This is a genomic window from Bradyrhizobium altum (assembly GCF_020889705.1).
Lineage (GTDB): Bacteria > Pseudomonadota > Alphaproteobacteria > Rhizobiales > Xanthobacteraceae > Bradyrhizobium > Bradyrhizobium altum.
On record NZ_JACMYP010000059.1, the window covers coordinates 1 to 17,265 of the forward strand.

Here is a 17,265-nt window from a genome sequence, read left to right on the forward strand (position 1 = left end):
CATAGCCTACGCTGCCAGCGATGGTGCCTTCGAATTCGTCGTTGCCGACGCCGGACGAGGGGTGCTCGCGAGCCTGCGGGAAAATCCCAAATTTGCCGGTCTCGAAGACTCAGGCGCAGCATTGCGGGTCGCTGCGTCCGACGGTGCCTCGCGGCACAACCGCAGCACGGGTCACGGCTACGGGATCGGTCAGTTGTTTCGCGCCCTGGCTCACGATGCCGCCGAGCTAAGGTTTCGCAGCGGTGATCACGCTCTACGGCTCTGGGGCGACGCCCCGAGCCTCAAAGGGCAGGTCGAGTTGTCGCAAAAGGCCTGGCTGAACGGCCTCTCCATTTCCGTTCGCTGCGCGCCGGATGCGGCGCGGCGGCGGACGTAGTGGGGGCCTTCCAGATACCTCATGGGAAGCGCGCACGAGCGCGACATTGTGTGCCAGAAGGTCGTCGATCGGCGCGCCTTTCGGGGTTGGGAACTTCGCCCATTTGAGGCGCCCGGATTCGGTCAGATAGGCACGTTGCCGCCGCATGGTGCGGGAAAACGCCTCGGTCTCAATCAGAGAGACCTTGTCGAAGTGGCGCTGCAAGACGCCGAGCCTGCGACCGCCGCCACGAATAACGAGCGCGAGCGGACGATCGGTGCGGTCAGCGAGCGCGCAAAGCTGTGCGATATGCCAGTCGAACCGCTCGCCCCGACCGCAGCCGGTCGCGAACTCGAAGGCGAGGATCTCGATCTCGGGACGTTCGGCGATAAGGTTGCCCCACCGGACGTAATCGTGCCGCGTGCGTGCGTTGATATGCAGCGCAGTCCGCAGGCCTGCGGCGGCCATCTCCGTCCAGGCGAGCAGGATCCGCTTCATGCCGTGGAGATTGTCGGTGCGCGGCACGTCGGTCAGCACGCTGTAGTTCGGCGTGCTGATGAGCGCGATACCGAGCGCCTTCAGGGCTGCGAGAATCGCGCCACGTTCCTTCAGCTCCCACCAGCGTTCGATCGGATTATCCTTGTCGACACCAGACACGACAATTGTCGCACCTTCGATGATGCGGAAACGATCGGCAAGGTCGGCAAAAGAGGTAGCATGCGGCTTGCCGGTAGCCAGATTGATGAGCTCATAGAGCGACAACGCGACCACCGGCTCGTCAAGGCGCGACACACGCCGATAGCCATGATCAACGAAGGGCACGACCGTCGGCAGGTCGGGAACGCCGTTCGCCGCAACGCGCGGCGCGTTCTCGAAACCCAGGCCACGCACTTCGCGCATGCGCGCGACGAAAAGGCCAGGATTGAAGCGACAGACCATGTCGCACTTGCTCTTGTCCTTGCACGAGCAGAGGTCACGGCAGTCGAGGATGCCCGCGTCGGTGTGAACGCCGCCACAGCGATCGCGTTCGAGGCAGGTGGGGCAGCCCAACGACTGCGCGTGCTGCGTCGTATCGTCCCAAAGCCGCTCTGGATGTGGGAAGCGACGTGATGGTTCGTGGGACGGCCGATCGTTCATTTTACGCTGATCTCCGCGGTATCGCCGAATAATCCGACGCGCTGGATCACGCCTTCGGCGTAACCGCCGCTATCCGCGATGGCGGCGATCATTTCGGACGAGGGATTGGCGACGTGTCCGACCGCGCGTAAGCCATCGCTGACGGTGAGGCCGCCGGGCGCGGTCTGGACGATCAATGTGTCGCCCGCCTTTAGAGGGCAACTGGCATCAAGTTGGGCGGTCACCGTGCGCGCCGTCTCGGACATGGTCAGTTCGAACAATGTCGGCAATTTCAGGCGGTCGAGACCCCCGTTCCAGCGTTTGCGCCAGGGTTTGCCAGTCTGCGCGCGGATGTAGTCGAGACCCATCAGGCAATCTCCAGAAGGGGACTGAACGACTTGGATTTGCCCTGCTTGCGTTCGACGAGCAGGCCCTTGGATGCGAGCGCGGACAGCCGGTTGTTCCAGGCCGTGGGTCCGATCCGCTGGTCGGTGAAGCGGGCGGCAAGTTCGGGAGCCGTGATGGTGCCGAGTTCGAGCGCCAAATCAAAGGTCGAGCGCTGGGCCGGATCGAGCTCGCCGATTAGCTGGGCACGGACGACGGTATCGCCCGCGTCAAGTTCGCAGCTCCAGAGGACGTCGCTGCGGGCCCGGACAAAGAAATCAAGCTCCTCGGCGACGGCCTGCTGGAGATTCGCAACGACAGGATAGACATTGCGCGGTGACTGCCGGGCATAGTCGCGGAAACCAATCACGGCCTCGCGGAGGAACGAAGCAGTGGCGATCTCGATCTGTGCGAAATCCAGGAACGCCGGCGTCGGGGCTTCCGACGAGGGCGTTGCTGCGATCAGGGCACTCAGCAGCTTGCGTCCCGGAATGGCGCCCGCGAGGACAGTTTGGCCGCCCATGAGGTCGAATAGTCGGTGTCGCAATTTCATTATCCTCACTTTATGCAAGTGAAGATGATGAACAAACCTTGTGCCGTCAAGAGTGACCCGGCGCGCTGAGCGGTTTTCCCCAACTTTCCGGCAGGAGGAATTGGGCGGCGAGGTTGAAGCGTACTTTGGACCGGCGGCTCGGATTTTCCGAAAAGCCAGCCGTCTGATCTTCAAAGCTAAGCTGCTGTCTTGCAGCGCATCCAGCTGCGATGCTCGTCCACACCACATGGTGCGCACACAATTCGCCCCGTCACTCGGGCCCGAGCCGCAATTAGTCAGAATTCGGTCGATTGACGATCAAGGTGTGAAGCAGCACCTTCTGCTTCATTCCTCTTCGTCGGTGTCAACGTCATCGAAGATCGACCGCGAACTTGGATTTGTAACGTTTTCACTGCTTCGATTGTAGTAGTCGCCGTGCTCGGGCTCATCTGATCCGCGAGTGTCGAGAGCCGAAATTGCCTCGTCGACGTACGCGAGAGCACTCTCGATCCGGGAGGCAACATCAATATCGTCCGCCATAGCAATTCTAAATTCAGCAAGCGCGCTTCTGAGAGGTTCAAAGTAATCTCCCGGTGTCTCGCGCGAGGAATAATTGTCTTTCCAGTTTTCGACCTCGATGTCGATGAAGGGAAGCGTGTGGTCGCGGAAATCGGCAAGGATCTGCTGTATCTCCTCCTCCGTCAGGAACGAGACGATGCGGCGGTCAAGAAATCCCGCATCAGGCGTTTGGATAGCCAATTTGCGGACGGTCGCGGCATGCCTCAGCCTTTGATCTTCCGGCAGCAGACCGAATTCGTGAATGACATTCAGCAAGTCGATCGCTGATACCGCGTAGAAATAGGACATGACATCCAGCTCTCCCACAAACTCAGGGCAGCGCTCAAGAAAGAGTCGCAAGAATTCCTTGCCGCAGCGATTTGCGAGAAAGCTGTTTACCGGGCTTCGATTCTCACGCCGGCTATCGTGAAAGGCGACGATGCGTTTGATGAGCGCCTCGTAGCGATCTGCCGGGACCTCAACCTTTGTGCCGCCAATTCCGTCGGCTCCACACGACACCTCGGAAAACAATTCAGGGACGGGCGTTCCAGCCAGGTAAATGTCCATCAACTCGCGGTTTTCGGCCACGAGCGCGGCGAAGGCATCGAGGACGGTAGGGTGCTTTGCCCGCCATCCATACTGCCCCTTTTGCTTGACTTCGATGAGAAGGCTGCCATCCAGCGGCGCCAATGCAGCGCGAACGCTGGCCGGGCTTGCGCCTAGCAGGTCAATCGCATTCTCTTCCTCCGGCAGCAAAGCCACAGGGCTCGGCAGCCATCCACCGCGCATGAAGACAAGCGCGATAGCGGCGCGGCTTGAGGCGTCGAGAGTCCTTATCACCTCCTGCAGCAGTGGCACTGGTCGTGCGACAAAGTCATCGAGCCCGCCAGGACTAACCGACAGCTGTTTTGTGAAGGCAGGGTTGCCAAGGCGCCTTGCGATTTCCGGGCTGAAGCGCTCGTGAGCTGCTGCCACATCAAGATGCGGCTTCAGTCGCCGCTTGAATGCAATAGATTGAGGGCCAAGACGGATATGATTATAGAGGATTTGCTCTCGTTCATCTTTCGAGAGTTGCTCAACGCGAATAATGACCTGCGAGTCCTGGATGACGGGTAGGGCGGACTCTTTCAGAAAATTGCGCGCGTTCCTGTAGATGTAGTCACGCGACGTAAAGACAAATTTTGCGCCGCGCCGGATCGCCGCCCGAATATGAGGAAACGTTGCATTCCACTCTGACGTCATTTGCCAGTCGAGCTGAGTGGCGCCGAAGGCGTCGTCAACCCAGAAGAACTGCTTCTCATGAGGGTTCGATGTCGCCACGAAATCGGACGGCTCGCGCACTTTCACCGTAAAGCAATTCCATTCGTCCAGGGCTCCGAGCGCAAGGGCAGCGGCAATCGCCGACTTGCCGCAAGCCGGCTCGCCAATAAGAAGGACGAATCCGTGTTCGACAATTGCGCGCGCAGCGGCGCGGAATGCGTCGGTCATGACAAACTTGTTCATGTCATCGCCGAGCGAGCTGAGGATTTCTTGCGCCTGCTCGTAAGCGCGGTGGTCGAGGATTTGACCGAGATCACCGAGGCCGTACAGGCGCGGGATCAGCATGCGGAGGCGCGCCGACTCCCTGATGAACTGCGAGATCTGATCCGCACCATAAATGCGGCAGTGTTTCAGCCCGGGGATTGCTTCAAACGCAGCACGAATTGATTCATCGGCGGTACCGGTGAGCCGCATATTGGTGAAGATAAAGTAATTGTCCGCAAGCCCTCGCGCGGCGAGGCGAGTAGCCTTTTCGAGTTCATCCTTCAGCGAAGTCAGCGCCAAGTTGCGGCCGGGCTTCTGTGAGAATTTGCACTGGACCGTGAAGTTACCGGTGAATGTCTCGCCCTTGCTCGATGTCCAGGTGCCGTAGAAGGCTCCGTCGCGGCCACCGTCATGCGAGTCAAAGAAGCCCTGAACGGTTTGGCCCCAGACCTCGGATGCCACGGAAACGCACAACTGCTGAAACGCCTTCCAGCCTAGCGAATGCAGTTCATACGTGGCCGGAGCAGCAAAGGCGGTCGGTGCACTGGGACGAGTCATAGGATCAGGTGCTGGCCAGCTCAGCCATTTCGAACCTCTTCGCCATGGCGGGCGTCTCCGCCCAGGCGTCGCCGGGGATACGTTTTACAAATTCCGTAAATACCGTAACGAACGCGGCGCGCTCGGCTTCGGCATCAAAATCCTCGGCGTCGTCCGCGGCAAGTAGCGGGCGCACGTCGGCCAAAAACGATGGATCTTCCAGCTTCGCCCACATGCGCTCCTCGGCCTCGGCGCGAGAAATGGCTTGGCAGGAAGCACCTAGATATTTGCCGAACAGCTTCACGATGCGTGCGGCGTCCAGTTCGTCGAACAACGCAACAGCTTTGGCAAGGTCGACAAGGTCCCGGCCCTTGTCACGTTGGAGAAGCGCGCGGAGCTTCGTTGCCAGGATTTCCTCTCGGTTGAATGATGCAATGTCCGCCTTGTCATTGAACCAGGAATTCTTGACCTCGAACGGAAACGACTTTGCTCCGTCATAAGCAATGCGCTCTCGTGTAGCGATCTCGACTTTGACGCGGATCGGCTGCGAGGCGTTTTCATCTTCAGGCTTAATGGTGAAAGTAAGCCGAGGCCCTATCTCTCCGAGGTCGTAATGCGCCCGCCCCATCCATGGCTCCAGGACAGCCCGGAGATGGTCCAGAATTGGGCCCACGGGGCCTTCCGTCGTGCGCGTGAGATCTATGTCTTCCGAGTACCGATAGGCGCTTGGGAAGTGCAGCTTGTTTAGAGCGGTGCCTCCGCGGAACCGCAGTTCTTTCTTCAGATAATCATCCTTGAAGATTTCAACGAGCGCCCTGGATATGATGAGGTCTTGCTCGACCTGTCGATCTTCGGGCCATGGAGCCTTTTGACTCCATGCAACGATGTTCATGGCTGGAATCATTGATCGAGCTCCGGAAGGCGATGGACCAGCACATTCCAGCGTGTGTCACGTTCCGGCGGCTTGCGGGTCTTGCTACTACGCTTGGAAGGATCGAGTTCGACCCAGGGCAGCAGTTTTTCGTTTTGCAGGTAGGCGTGAAGTGAATCGGCTGCCTGGCTGTGTTTGACATAGTCGAGCAGGTATCCGAGGCGCTGGATAACGGACCGCTCAAAGGCGGGTGCCAATTTCTCGAGTTCGTGCGCCTTCATTTTGGCCCCGAGATCAGAAAGGACAGTGGCAATGCTGTCTATCGTTCCGGTCACATGCATATAGCGCAGCAGGTCGAGCCCGGTGAGTTCGGGCGACGACAGCTTGAAGCGGCCAGTATCGGTCTTGTGGTCGACGATCGCTCCCGAAAGAGCGCCTATGTCTTTTCGATAGAAAAAGGACAGGATTGAGCGGCCGGCGCGGATTTTGGGCATCCGTTTGTCGGTTACGGTTTGGAATTGCATGACCGCCTGGTGGGACGCGCCGTGTATCTCAGCCGCCTTGAGCAATCCGACATAATATGGGTGCCCCTCGTGTTCCATGAGATCGTCGATATACCACTGCGGTGGTGGAGCACCGCGCACCAAGTACTGTGGAGGGACGACGACGTAAAAGCCGTGCCGCGGGTTAAGAAGCTGGCCTTTCTTCTGCAAGCGTTTGGCGGCGGCCAGGAAGCCCCGCGAAGTTACCTCCAGTTCGGCGATCGCTTCGTCCCGCGTAAACGAGATCCGTCCACCGGCGAGCAGATCCGTTAGATAGGAAGCGAGAGTTCGGCGGCTTCGAAGCATCATGTATAAATATACCCATAAGGTGGGTATTTTTCAACACAAAGATATGTTATAAAATACATAGAAAGTGGTGTTTTTTATACATGGGGCTGTTCCAATTCCGGTGACTTACAGTCGCTCCATCGCAGACCAAGCCCGTGCCGGCCAACAATGCTTCTCCCGGAAGGCCAGTTATCCGCGTGCCGCGAGTTGGCGGCCACCGGGAGACCGCAATGAGCATTGTGACAGGTGACTTCGTTGCAATGCGCGCTTAGATTGAACAGGAAAATATTCGCAGATTTGGAAACGATTTAGAATGCCGCTTTCGCTAAAGCCGTCCACTACTACCGAATGCAATTTTTCTGAATGGTCGATTAACAAGAAAAGCCGTGCCAAGCTGGTTGAAGTTATCGCCTACCTGTATTTGCGACAGGAAGAAAACGCTCAGCGCGTGATCAATGCCTTGGAGCCGCGCCGACGGGCTTCAAAAGGCAAGGTCGTACAGAATGTCGTACGAAAGCTGACGGCTCCGCATGCGGAAGACGTAGAGCTGCGTCGGTCGGGCACCGACGCAGAGAAGGAAGCGGCGAAGCAGCGGATCGAGACGTCGATTATTCATCGCGACGGCCTCCTGTTCCAACATATCTCGTGGGTCGCCGCGAGAATGGCTCTTCCGAATGGCTATATGACTGCTCCCCATGTGCGGCAGGCGGATAAGGGCTTTGACGGTTTTATCGTCGAGCTGGATGGGAATGGACGCGAGATCAAGCGAATTGTGCTTTGCGAGGACAAGGCTTCGAAATCGCCCCGAGGCCTCATAAGGTCCAGCGTATGGCCCGAGATCGGGACTATTCTGAACGGTGATCGCGACGATGAGATCCTCGCAGACCTCGTAACACTGCTCAAGAGTGTCCCAAACATCGATCCCGAGACGGCGGTTGACGACGTCTTCTGGGAGGGCGCCCGCGAGTTCAGGGTTGCCGTTGCGACAGGCGAAGATCAGCGCAAGGCAGGGAATTTTCTGCACATCGTTGCCGGCTTTGAAGCCGTGGCCGGTGGGGTGCTCGAGTCACGTACGGCCGGCGTGTTGCCCTTCGACGACGTGCGGATCGGGTTAGCCCTCCTCGCAGGCGAGGTGGCGGCGAAAGTCGAGGAGATCGCCGGTGTTTGATCCAAGTTCTCGCGTTCTTCTACGTCAAGCACCGGACCTGCCTGGTCTGGACCCGGAAATATTGGACGAACTACTTACGGCCGCGCACATAGAGCTGGCCACAGTCCGCCTTCTGGGGGCATCTGCGATCGCAAGCGATGTGATCGACCGGGTGAGGCGCCTTGCTTCGACCTTCGAGGCCTATGTCGCACTCAATCTTCGACCAGAACAGACACGTGCCGCGGCTTTCGTCGCAGCGAGTGCTCATCAGATATTGAGCCGTGTCCGCGAAGCTGCATTAGACCGGCCGACGCTTGTTTCGGGGGATGCTGTTGGGTCGTCGATTTCGGCGACGCTCCTGTTCCTGATTGCCGACCGGGCGGCCGATGCTGCGGAAGTTGCAGGTCAACTTAGGGCCAGGGGCGAGCGGCGGGCGGTCCGACGATCTTTGATCCTCAGCCTTCGGGAGCTCGCAACCGGCAATCTAAACCCGATGATAGAACGTGACCTCGACGAAGACCTAATTCCACAGGGAGACAGCCGCGAAGTCGCCACCGACCTCCTTCTGCGGGAATGTACGTATGCTGTTCAGGAGCTCGGTCAGGAGGCGCGCGGGAGCGCCACTCCTGACACAGATGTCAGTTCAAGGCTGACCCGGGTCATCCGCCTGTCTGAGGCATCGGCACTAGAGTTCAAGCTTGGGCTTGAGGGAACGGTACATCACCAGTTTGCAGGGCCGCATCATCTGGCAACACTCTTGAGCCGCCTCATTGATGGCATGCAGGCTGCAATGCTGGTTCGGCTTCCGACACCGTCTGGTGCGCAGGCGAAGGCTTGGACCGACTGGCTCCTCTCGCAGGCGCAATCGCGCCCGTTTCTATGGATCAATCATCTGAAGGCGGTCAGGACCGGATACCTGAACCGCGGCAGATCGATGGTGATGACGTCTCCGACCGGTTCGGGAAAGACAACTCTATCTGTCCTGAAAATTGCAGCGACTTTGTGTGCGGGGGAGAGCGTCGTCTATCTGGCGCCAACGCATGCTCTGGTCGATCAGGTCGAAACGGACATGTCTGCCCAAATCGGGGGGCTGGAGGCGGTCAGCGTTGTTGAAGACGTTGCGCTCGAGGAGCTTGGGGAGAGGCTGCCACCATTCTCTGTAATGACGCCGGAGCGCTGCCTGGCCCTCTTGGGCTTCGCACCAGAGCTGTTCGACAAGGTAGGGCTTCTTGTATTCGACGAATTTCATCTCATCAGTGCGGACGATCCGAAGACCTCGTCGAAGGTGAGCGCGCGAGCGATCGACGCGATGCTGGCGCTCCTGACGTTTCTCCGCCATCGCAAGCAAGCGGACCTGCTGCTATTGTCTGCCATGGTCGCCAACGGCGCTGAAATCGCGCGTTGGCTGCGCAGTGTGACGGGAAGGGAGGTCGAGCCGTTCGACGATCCCTGGAAGCCAACACGACAACTTCGCTCTTGTGTCATCTATGACCGCTCTGACGTTGCTCAGGCCGCGAAAGAGGCATCGAAGGAGAAAACCAAGGCGGCACGGAGCCGGGTTCCTGCGCAACCTCTCGGACTCTTCTCGTTGATCTCCGGATGGCACCCCAAGAGGCCAGAGAAGCTGGTCGTGCAAGCGCTCACCGATCGACGGCCGCCGCTTTTGAAAAACGCCAGGGGCAAATTGACGTCGAACAGGAACGACGTCGCTGCGCAGATTGCAGCGGACTACGCGTCCGTCGGAAAGCGTGTAATTGTATTCTGCAACGATACCAAGGCATGTGGAAGCGTTGCAGATCAGATCAATGGACTGCTGGCACGGGCCACGATCGCGTTGGACGAGGCGCAGGAGGAGATGCGGAAGTCAGTTCTCAAAGATGTCGGATCGTCCGACGCCGCATTCGATCCCGCTGGGTGCAGGGCGGCCGTGCACCATGGCGATCTGCTACCCCTGGAGCGGAGGTTGACGGAAAGCGTTTTCCGGGTTCGCAGGGATACCGAAAGTGACGATCTGGGCCTTGATGTGGTCGCCGCGACATCCACCATTGCGCAAGGGTTGAACCTTCCGTGCGATGTTGTGATCCTCGCAGGTACGGACAGGAGCGCGGTTGATGACCCAAGTGGCAATCCCCGCACGGATCTGCGTCCTCACGAGATACTGAACGCGCTCGGAAGGGCCGGGCGCGCAGCATACGCTGCAACTGGTCTGGCAATCGTTATACCCGCACAGCCGATTGGTGTAGAGCGATCGAACCTTGCTCTACCGGCCGAAGGAATCTTGAAGACGGTCTTTTCCGAGCAGGATGCCTGTGAGGAAATCTATGATCCGGTCGAGTTGCTGCTCGATCAGATTGAGGTATCCGCCGATTTCGATCCGAAAGTGCAATCGATCATCCGGCGTTTATCGGCTGTCACAACGGCAGGCGAGAGCGGCTTTGACGATATTGTCCGTCGCTCTCTGGGGTTCTTCCGGCTAAAAGAAGCTGATGCTCAAGGAGCGGATAGATGGCTCCAACGCTGCCGTAGCGCGCTCAAGGCTGCCGAGGAGCAACTGGAAGATCCGCCAGTTCTCGACTGGCAACGGGAAATCGGTGTCCGGAACGGTATTCCCCCAAGACTCATCGAGCGATTCGGGGAGGCGCTTGATCAGGCACCGGTTGACAAGACCACAACCGAAGACTGGATCAAATGGTTGCTCGATGTCGTGGCTGAACAACCCTTGGATTTGACGATCTTTGTCAGGGAAGCAGCCCTCGAGTCGGTCTTCGGCCGAGCCTACACGAATACGACAATGCCCAAAGCCACAGCCAAGCGCATATTGGATGCGCTTCAGACGTTGGTCTCGATGTGGTGCGGAGGACGCACGCTTGTTGAGATTGAGGCTTGGCTCCTCACCTTCATTCGGACGCACGAGGGAGAGGTTAAACAACAGGCAAATCAATCGTCCACGGCGCAGCGTGCCCGCCGTTTCGCCATACGCATTGCCCCTGATTTCGGCTTCCTCTGTGGCGTGCTTGGACAGATCGTCGCCCATAAGGCTGCAAAAGGGGAAGGGACCATGCTTCCGATCATCGACATGCTGCCCCAAATGGTGAGAGCCGGGGACTACGATCGCCATCATGCCGCCTTGAGGCAAATTACAACCGCCGCTTCGCGGGTCGAAACGTTTGAGGCATGTCTCGCGCTACGCGGGCATTTCAAGGCTGGACCATCCGCAGAAATGGACGTTGTAAGAAATGAAGTCACGGCCGCGATGTTGTTTCGGTCGTTTATGGGCTTGAACGGCGAGGAATAGAGATTTCAAGAAGGGGTTGCGGAACGGTTGGAAGATGACGGCTTCGCCGAATTGCCTTGCGGCGAAATTCGGTTCTTCAAATGCGCTGATTATCTTTCCGACAACGAGAAAGCCGTTCGGCTTCAAGGGAGGGAAGGTCCTGAGCGATCGCACCGCAATAGTCGAGCAGAACGAGGCAATCCGACTGATCGACAAACAAATCGAGCTTCACGGCGAGGCAATTGGGAAGCATCTGGCACAGTATGATGCGCGCAGTGCGCTGCCGACTTGGCATGGAACCATTCGTGACATCGAGGAATTCATCAATGTCATTCTCTGCGGCGACATCGATGACGAGAAGTCCCTTCGGTTGATGCGCCTGCCGGTCGGCGCCGGGCTGGCCGCAAACCCGAATGTGGCTCTTCTGGCGAGAGACCTGGTGGCGCCATACTACGGCGAGGCGGTGGCAAAGCGATTCATGATCACCATGCTGCGGGTCACTCGCACGATGGTTGGGTTTCTATCGGATGGTCGTAGTCTCGGCGACAGCTCTCAAGTCTATAGCGTCGCCGACGCCGCGGGTTATTTCCAATCGCGCCGTCGGCATTTCGTCTCGTTGCTGTACATGATGCCTGAGGTCTGTTCGGGGACGCGGCCGCTTGCTCCGGAAATGGCGTTCAATGAGCTTCTGCCGCTCGTTGAGCATTGCTGCATCTCGTTTACAAGCTGGAGCTGGAAAGGCGTTCTTGCAGAGGTATTTAAGGACTTTACCCTGGTTGCAGATAAACGGGGAGCCTATCCCAGCCACGAATATGATGCCCTGGAGGGCGTGTTCCTGGAGCCGGAGCGCGTCAGCCTCGTTGACATACATCAGCAACGTGGCGGCGACCTGACGCCGACCCGCGCCGAACCTCAGGACCCTGCCAAGATCTTCTCGGCGCCGGAACTCCGCAACAACGTGCGCTTCATCCAGGCCGCCTACGATGCCTTCGGTCTGAACGACCATGAGTACTCGGCCTTGTCGCTCCTTGTGACTGCGTTCTCCCGCTACTGTGAGGACGATTACTTCATCAGAATCGAAGTAGGAAAATTTCGTTCGATGCTGGCGGCTCAGACGGTATTCCCGTCATTAGAGCTCGAGGGCATGTTGCTCGGTGGCGATGCTGATTTCAAACAAGCAAGCAACAGCTTCATACCGTTTCTTCCCTTTGGGGAATTCGTAGAGAGCAACGTCAACCTGCTGACGCGTTTCCTAAATGCGTTCAAGAATGTCCATTTGGGTAGCCGCAAGCGCTTCCAGATCCACGCAGGCTTCATTTTCGAGCAAAAGGTGGCGGCTGACTTGTCCGAATTGGGATTCGCGGTCACGGGCATCAAGCGGATCAACCGTGCGGAGTTCGACGTCGTGACCGTTCGTGGCGATACGATCTACAATTTTCAATGCAAGAATAATTGGATTGATCTTAGCAAGCTCGAGACCGACCGGCGGCTCCTCGCGCGCTATAATCGATCGCTCGACCGCTACTATCGGTCGGCCCTCGCCAAGGAGAAAAATAGAGAAGGACTGCTGTTGAGCGAACTCCGCCTGGCCAAAATCGAGCACTATGTGATCAGCCGCTTCCCGGTTATCACGGAGAATCTCCGTGTCATCAGCTATAACCGGCTTGTCAGGAAGGTGAGCCAAATGTGAGGTGCCGCGGTCCTTGCGTCTGCTCATCGTGCACTTCGGGGCGAGTGCTAGAGTGGATAAGAGCGATTCCAATTATTGCAATCTATGTATGGCCGCTGGGCTACTGGCACTACTCGGCATTCTTGGCACCATCATTTATCTCGCCTCTACAGGGCACGATAATGTCACCATCGCCGTGGCTGGCCTCGGAGCAGCAGGCATTGTTTCCGCCTTTGTGAATGCGCGTTGGGTGTCGAAAGAATAACCCCCGTAGAAACTCCCGCTTGCACTCGACCGTTGGTTGTAAGATCATCTGCGTTTCAAAGAGGTCTTACAATGCAAGTCGATTTCAGCGGAGTCATCACCGGCTTTGACGGCGTCCCGCTTGGAGGCTTTTTCCAGTTTAGTTCGGACGGATCATTTGGAATTTGCGTCGCGGACAACGACGGCACGAGAGCGACACTTGCGCTTCCGACGCCACATTCCAAGAACCACACGATCTGGATCCAGACCGGCGGTTTGACGCATCAACCGCTCATCTACTTTCCCGACGCCGTGCTGCGGCCGAAGCAATCAAGTTGCGCGCCTCATGCCATTGGATCCGGACTGATTTGCGCTGGCGCTCAACATTTCATTCGCGGGCACGAAACACAATTCCTGCACAAGACTTTTGATGTCGACAGCGGGTTGATCGCCTCTGTGGCTGATCACGAAGCTGTGCTGTTCTCCGAGTGGTCTGCCGGGCAAGTCGTCGATGGCGAGTTTGAAGAACTCTATTCCTTTCCACCGAACAAGGCACCCTAGCGTCTCCGGCCGCCGTAAAGCGGGCGTCTAAAATGAGCTTCGATGCGTTTTGCAGCTGGGTGAAGCCAGAATTAAGAGCGCTCCGTTGTGGGGATCGCATAGTCGAGGCATGGCTTACGGGAAGTCGATCTCCCGCGTCCTCGAAATCTCCCAGAATGGACAGTGACTGGGATGTCCTGTTGGTGCTGCGCGACGAGAAATCGATAGGCGAGTCCGGGCCGCTAATCCATGACCGATTGATGGCGCCCGATGGAAATGTAGTTGAGATATTGAGATCAGACCTGGACAGCTGGAACGTCCCAAATCCAAATCACATGTTCATTATCGACTGCAAGGCACGGGGCACGCGCTTAATGTGACCCTCACCTTGGCGGTCTTCATCTAAAGGAGATGGTTTTTGAGCAGCATCTTCAGTCCTCTCTACACTCCGGAAGGCTAGAAAGGCATTTCATGAAGAGCGCGAGCGCAAGATTGGCGTCTGAAAGATTGGCTACTAGCCGGTCTTGCGGCTGTCCCCAGCGTTGGCGATCTTCTCCTCAAGGATGCGCGCTTGTGCGACGCCGGATTGAACAAGAGTATCAAGGCACCTGAAAACTTGGTCAGCCCGTTCAGCCGGAGCGGCATGCACCACGGCATCTTTTGCCAAAGCTGAATCGAGCCACGCGCAAACGCGGCTGCCAATATTCTTCTCCGCCCAAAAATTCCGATCAACGCCGTAGGCCAAGCACCAAGCCTCCATCGCCTGGATCACAAACGGGATCAGAATTTTATCGTGCGAAGATTCGACCAGGTTCAGGAAGAGGCTCGCCAGATAACCAGACGTCGGAGCTCCTACCACAAGGTCCGGTAGTGTTGCGATGGCTGCTGGCAAACCGGGCCAGTCGACAGGAATCGTTGGACGTCCCGTGTTGGCCCACCGCGACGGCTGGTAGAACATCGCGTTCAGAGCATCACCCGCATGCGTTTCGCTGGTAAATCCTTTCTCTCGCCCCAGACGCCGATAGTTCCAGGCGCGCTTGATGCGACCCGCGAGCAATCTGCGAACGTCACTCGGATTCTCGGGATTTTTAGTGTTGGTTGCCACCGTCGCGCGATCATACCCGCGAAGGAACGATGCCATCACATCATGGAACGCCTCGTCATTGAATTTCACAATGCGGTCCAAGAACAGGCTGACCACTTCCGAATGTGGCAGCGCGACGCTCAGAATCCCGACAAAATCGAAGAAATGGATATTCCAGGTGTCCGGCCGATGGTCGCGCTCGCGCAGATCTTTGTCATGTGGACCATTTGCTTTGTCAGTCCACGCCATGAAGTGAATGGCCAGATCCTTTACCCAGGCCGGCGCCCCGGTGATTGTGAAGCCGATAAGGTGGTCAACAAGTGTACCTATCGATCTTTCGTCAACAATGTGGCTCGATGGCTGATCTTCCAGATCATCGTCCTCGATATGCCCATCGTCACCAAGACGAATACCCCGCCGAGGTCTTGTTCGCAAGGCGCCAAGGTGGGCCATGCCGGCTCGTCGCCTTCGTTGTCGAGCCAACGCAGTTCGGTGTCGATAGTAGCGTCGACCATCTCGCCATGACGACGGTCATTTATCCCTTGTTGCTCGACGCTCGAGGCTCGGCGCGGGTGGATAGCACGGATCATGACGATGCGTGCGATCGATCGCGGAAGCCGATCATCGACCTGGCCGAGACGTTGCAGGTTTTGACCGAGCGCCTCCTGCACAGCCGGGTGCTCGTGTCCTGCGGCGCGCAGAACATGGCGCCGCGTTATGTTGTCTTCGCCTCTCAGAAAGAGAGACACGATTCCAAGCGTTGCGATAGCCGTCGTATTGTGTTCGATTTGACTGCCATGGTATTCCTTGTCTAGTTGCATTGATGCGGTCAGCAAGACGGGTACTGCCCAGCTCATCACATCGGCACGATCCACGGCTTCATAATCACGCCCGGCGAGTGCCGCGGCCATCACCATGGCTCGCCGGTCCCATTCGGCGTCGTAGTTATCGTCCTTATCATCTGACGTCGATTGAGCTTCCGAAGGCTGCGCTCTAGCCCAATCAAGCGCCGTTTTCAGCAATGCTGGCGTTGATTGGGCAGGCTCAAGCAGCGCCGACCGTATCCGAAGCCGGATATTCATACGCTGGAGGCCTGCATTTGCGCGCGCCGCCTGATCTTCTCGTTCTTGCTGTTTTTCAGGAGCTTCCTTCAATTGATAACCATCAACCTGCGTGCCGTCCTGCAAGGTATGAGTGACAGCGTCCCAATTTGCCGCAACGGTCATCCGAAGGGCGCGGATAACCATTGCGCGCCACTCGCCCGCTTGATCTTGACTAGCCTTCTCCTCATTGCCGAGTTCATCTCGGGCTTGTTCGAGCGCGCTCCGAAGACGCGTGAGTGTCGTGGTATCCTCATCAAAAACATAGCGCCCGATCCCATCGAATAAGCGCGTGCGTCGAGAAAGCTGAGCATCCAGGTCCACGCGAATGGCGGCTGTACTCTGCTGCCTTAGCGCCCGCGAGGGGCGGTTGACGCTGGCGACGTCGTGCTTGAAACGATCTTCGTCAAATTCAAGGAGCCGAGGATTAGCCGCCAAAGGCCACGCAGTGGCGGAGGCGACTGACCAATGCGACAAGGCGAGGTCAATTGCGACAGAGAGGAATGCAACACTTGAGCCGCTAAGACCAAGAATGTGCTGCAGAACGTCGTCGAACGAGCGTCCTGCTTCAATTTGAAGATGGCCCCAGGCTTCGAGAGCCCGCAATGCCGTGCCTGTGATCAGAGAGGGGCCCGCGGCACGCGCCCAGCGAAAGACCGTGAGATCGCCCTCGAAAGTTTTCTCGCCATCAGGAAATGAAATCTTGATTTGCGGAAACGGTATTCGCTGTTCCTGATATTGCTCACGGCGCCAGTTCGTCGCATGCTCGACGAGACCTCTAATGAGCCGCAATCCGTCGTCGCGAGAGCTGTTCAGGACGGTGAGAAAGGAGCCGCCATCGAGGGGCATATCCAGAAAAACGTGCTCATGCACTTCGAACGGGCGATAATCACGGCGCCGCGAATGGTGACTGTCCGGATCATCTGTCTCAATCAACGCCGCCAACACAAACTCTGCATATGGCCCCGGCGCGGCCTCCGGGAGCGTTCCGGGTGACTTAAGAAGAGTTTGCTGATCGTGATAGCGGATCTTTTCTGAATTGATGTGGGAAAGATAACGTTCCGCTGCCGCCCGATTGAGGTTCGCGTAAGTGAACACGATCATGCGGATTTCGTTACGCACGTCATCTAGATGATCAATATTGAGGCTTGGCGGAATCTCGCTCATGTCCCTGTAGACGCGGCGCGTCAGGTGGGATTCGATTAGCGCGTGCCAATCAAAAAGAATTTCGACAATCTGGGCGTTGATTGGATAGTTGTAACCCTGCGTCGTCATCAACCAGGCCTGAAACACCTTAACGGCGTCCGGAATGAGTTCGGTCGGCAACGACTTGGCCGAGATCGTCAGCCAGACCACGAGCGAAATCCAACCGGGTCCTTTTGGTGCGATAAGGTCACCAGCGCCGGCTGGAATGGGAATGTCTGGCTTGATACGTGCAATTAAAGCAGCAAGAGGTTCGGACTCGACCGCGATCATGAGCCGGATGATTTCGCGAAGACGG

Annotated in this window: 12 protein-coding genes; 5 read left to right on the forward strand and 7 right to left on the reverse strand. The window is 57.7% G+C overall.

Annotated features, from left to right (window positions below):
* Positions 1-253 precede the first annotated feature (253 nt).
* The 6 genes from H8B02_RS16835 to H8B02_RS16860 form a co-directional block, all read right to left on the reverse strand.
* Positions 254-1,492: a hypothetical protein gene (locus tag H8B02_RS16835; RefSeq protein ID WP_229167255.1), complete on the reverse strand. Its 1,239-nt coding sequence runs from the start codon at positions 1,490-1,492 to the stop codon at positions 254-256.
* Positions 1,489-1,839: a hypothetical protein gene (locus tag H8B02_RS16840; protein ID WP_229167256.1), complete on the reverse strand. Its 351-nt coding sequence runs from the start codon at positions 1,837-1,839 to the stop codon at positions 1,489-1,491. The genes H8B02_RS16835 and H8B02_RS16840 overlap by 4 nt, the downstream gene beginning before the upstream one ends.
* The gene (locus H8B02_RS16845) at positions 1,839-2,645 is read right to left on the reverse strand and encodes a hypothetical protein (RefSeq protein ID WP_229167257.1); all 807 of its coding nucleotides are present in this window, start codon (positions 2,643-2,645) and stop codon (positions 1,839-1,841) included. The genes H8B02_RS16840 and H8B02_RS16845 overlap by 1 nt, the downstream gene beginning before the upstream one ends.
* 87 nt (positions 2,646-2,732) lie before the next feature.
* The gene (locus H8B02_RS16850) at positions 2,733-5,027 is read right to left on the reverse strand and encodes an nSTAND3 domain-containing NTPase (protein ID WP_229167258.1); all 2,295 of its coding nucleotides are present in this window, start codon (positions 5,025-5,027) and stop codon (positions 2,733-2,735) included.
* Positions 5,028-5,031: 4 nt separating this feature from the next.
* Positions 5,032-5,898 carry a nucleotidyl transferase AbiEii/AbiGii toxin family protein gene (locus H8B02_RS16855; RefSeq protein ID WP_312000967.1) on the reverse strand — a complete coding sequence of 289 codons (867 nt, stop codon included), beginning with the start codon at positions 5,896-5,898 and terminating at the stop codon, positions 5,032-5,034.
* Between the two features lie 8 nt (positions 5,899-5,906).
* Positions 5,907-6,728 (reverse strand): type IV toxin-antitoxin system AbiEi family antitoxin domain-containing protein, encoded by an 822-nt coding sequence (locus H8B02_RS16860; protein WP_229167260.1) that lies wholly within the window; start codon positions 6,726-6,728, stop codon positions 5,907-5,909.
* 292 nt (positions 6,729-7,020) lie between these two features.
* On the opposite strand from H8B02_RS16860, the gene H8B02_RS16865 reads away from it, so the two are divergent.
* The 5 genes from H8B02_RS16865 (at position 7,021) to H8B02_RS16885 (ending at position 13,601) form a co-directional block, all read left to right on the forward strand.
* A complete protein-coding gene (locus H8B02_RS16865) occupies positions 7,021-7,875 on the forward strand; it encodes a hypothetical protein (protein ID WP_229167261.1) in 855 nt (284 codons plus the stop codon).
* Complete coding sequence (locus H8B02_RS16870) at positions 7,868-11,149, forward strand: DEAD/DEAH box helicase (RefSeq protein WP_229167262.1); 3,282 nt, start codon at positions 7,868-7,870, stop codon at positions 11,147-11,149. The genes H8B02_RS16865 and H8B02_RS16870 overlap by 8 nt, the downstream gene beginning before the upstream one ends.
* A 34-nt stretch (positions 11,150-11,183) precedes the next feature.
* Positions 11,184-12,818: a hypothetical protein gene (locus tag H8B02_RS16875; RefSeq protein ID WP_229167263.1), complete on the forward strand. Its 1,635-nt coding sequence runs from the start codon at positions 11,184-11,186 to the stop codon at positions 12,816-12,818.
* 52 nt (positions 12,819-12,870) lie between these two features.
* Positions 12,871-13,062: a hypothetical protein gene (locus H8B02_RS16880; RefSeq protein ID WP_229167264.1), complete on the forward strand. Its 192-nt coding sequence runs from the start codon at positions 12,871-12,873 to the stop codon at positions 13,060-13,062.
* 71 nt (positions 13,063-13,133) lie between these two features.
* Positions 13,134-13,601: a hypothetical protein gene (locus H8B02_RS16885; RefSeq protein ID WP_229167265.1), complete on the forward strand. Its 468-nt coding sequence runs from the start codon at positions 13,134-13,136 to the stop codon at positions 13,599-13,601.
* Between the two features lie 1,389 nt (positions 13,602-14,990).
* Here H8B02_RS16885 and H8B02_RS16890 read toward each other — a convergent pair.
* Positions 14,991-17,240 carry a hypothetical protein gene (locus H8B02_RS16890; RefSeq protein ID WP_229167266.1) on the reverse strand — a complete coding sequence of 750 codons (2,250 nt, stop codon included), beginning with the start codon at positions 17,238-17,240 and terminating at the stop codon, positions 14,991-14,993.
* Positions 17,241-17,265: the final 25 nt, after the last annotated feature.

Excerpts from the sequence above, each read along its gene's own strand:
- H8B02_RS16885 (WP_229167265.1), top strand. The coding sequence starts at position 13,134 with ATGCAAGTCGATTTCAGCGGAGTCATCACCGGCTTTGACGGCGTCCCG.
- H8B02_RS16835 (WP_229167255.1), bottom strand. The coding sequence starts at position 1,492 with ATGAACGATCGGCCGTCCCACGAACCATCACGTCGCTTCCCACATCCA.
- H8B02_RS16865 (WP_229167261.1), top strand. The coding sequence starts at position 7,021 with ATGCCGCTTTCGCTAAAGCCGTCCACTACTACCGAATGCAATTTTTCT.
- H8B02_RS16875 (WP_229167263.1), top strand. The coding sequence starts at position 11,184 with ATGACGGCTTCGCCGAATTGCCTTGCGGCGAAATTCGGTTCTTCAAAT.
- H8B02_RS16890 (WP_229167266.1), bottom strand. The coding sequence starts at position 17,240 with ATGATCGCGGTCGAGTCCGAACCTCTTGCTGCTTTAATTGCACGTATC.
- H8B02_RS16855 (WP_312000967.1), bottom strand. The coding sequence starts at position 5,898 with ATGAACATCGTTGCATGGAGTCAAAAGGCTCCATGGCCCGAAGATCGA.
- H8B02_RS16860 (WP_229167260.1), bottom strand. The coding sequence starts at position 6,728 with ATGATGCTTCGAAGCCGCCGAACTCTCGCTTCCTATCTAACGGATCTG.
- H8B02_RS16840 (WP_229167256.1), bottom strand. The coding sequence starts at position 1,839 with ATGGGTCTCGACTACATCCGCGCGCAGACTGGCAAACCCTGGCGCAAA.
- H8B02_RS16850 (WP_229167258.1), bottom strand. The coding sequence starts at position 5,027 with ATGACTCGTCCCAGTGCACCGACCGCCTTTGCTGCTCCGGCCACGTAT.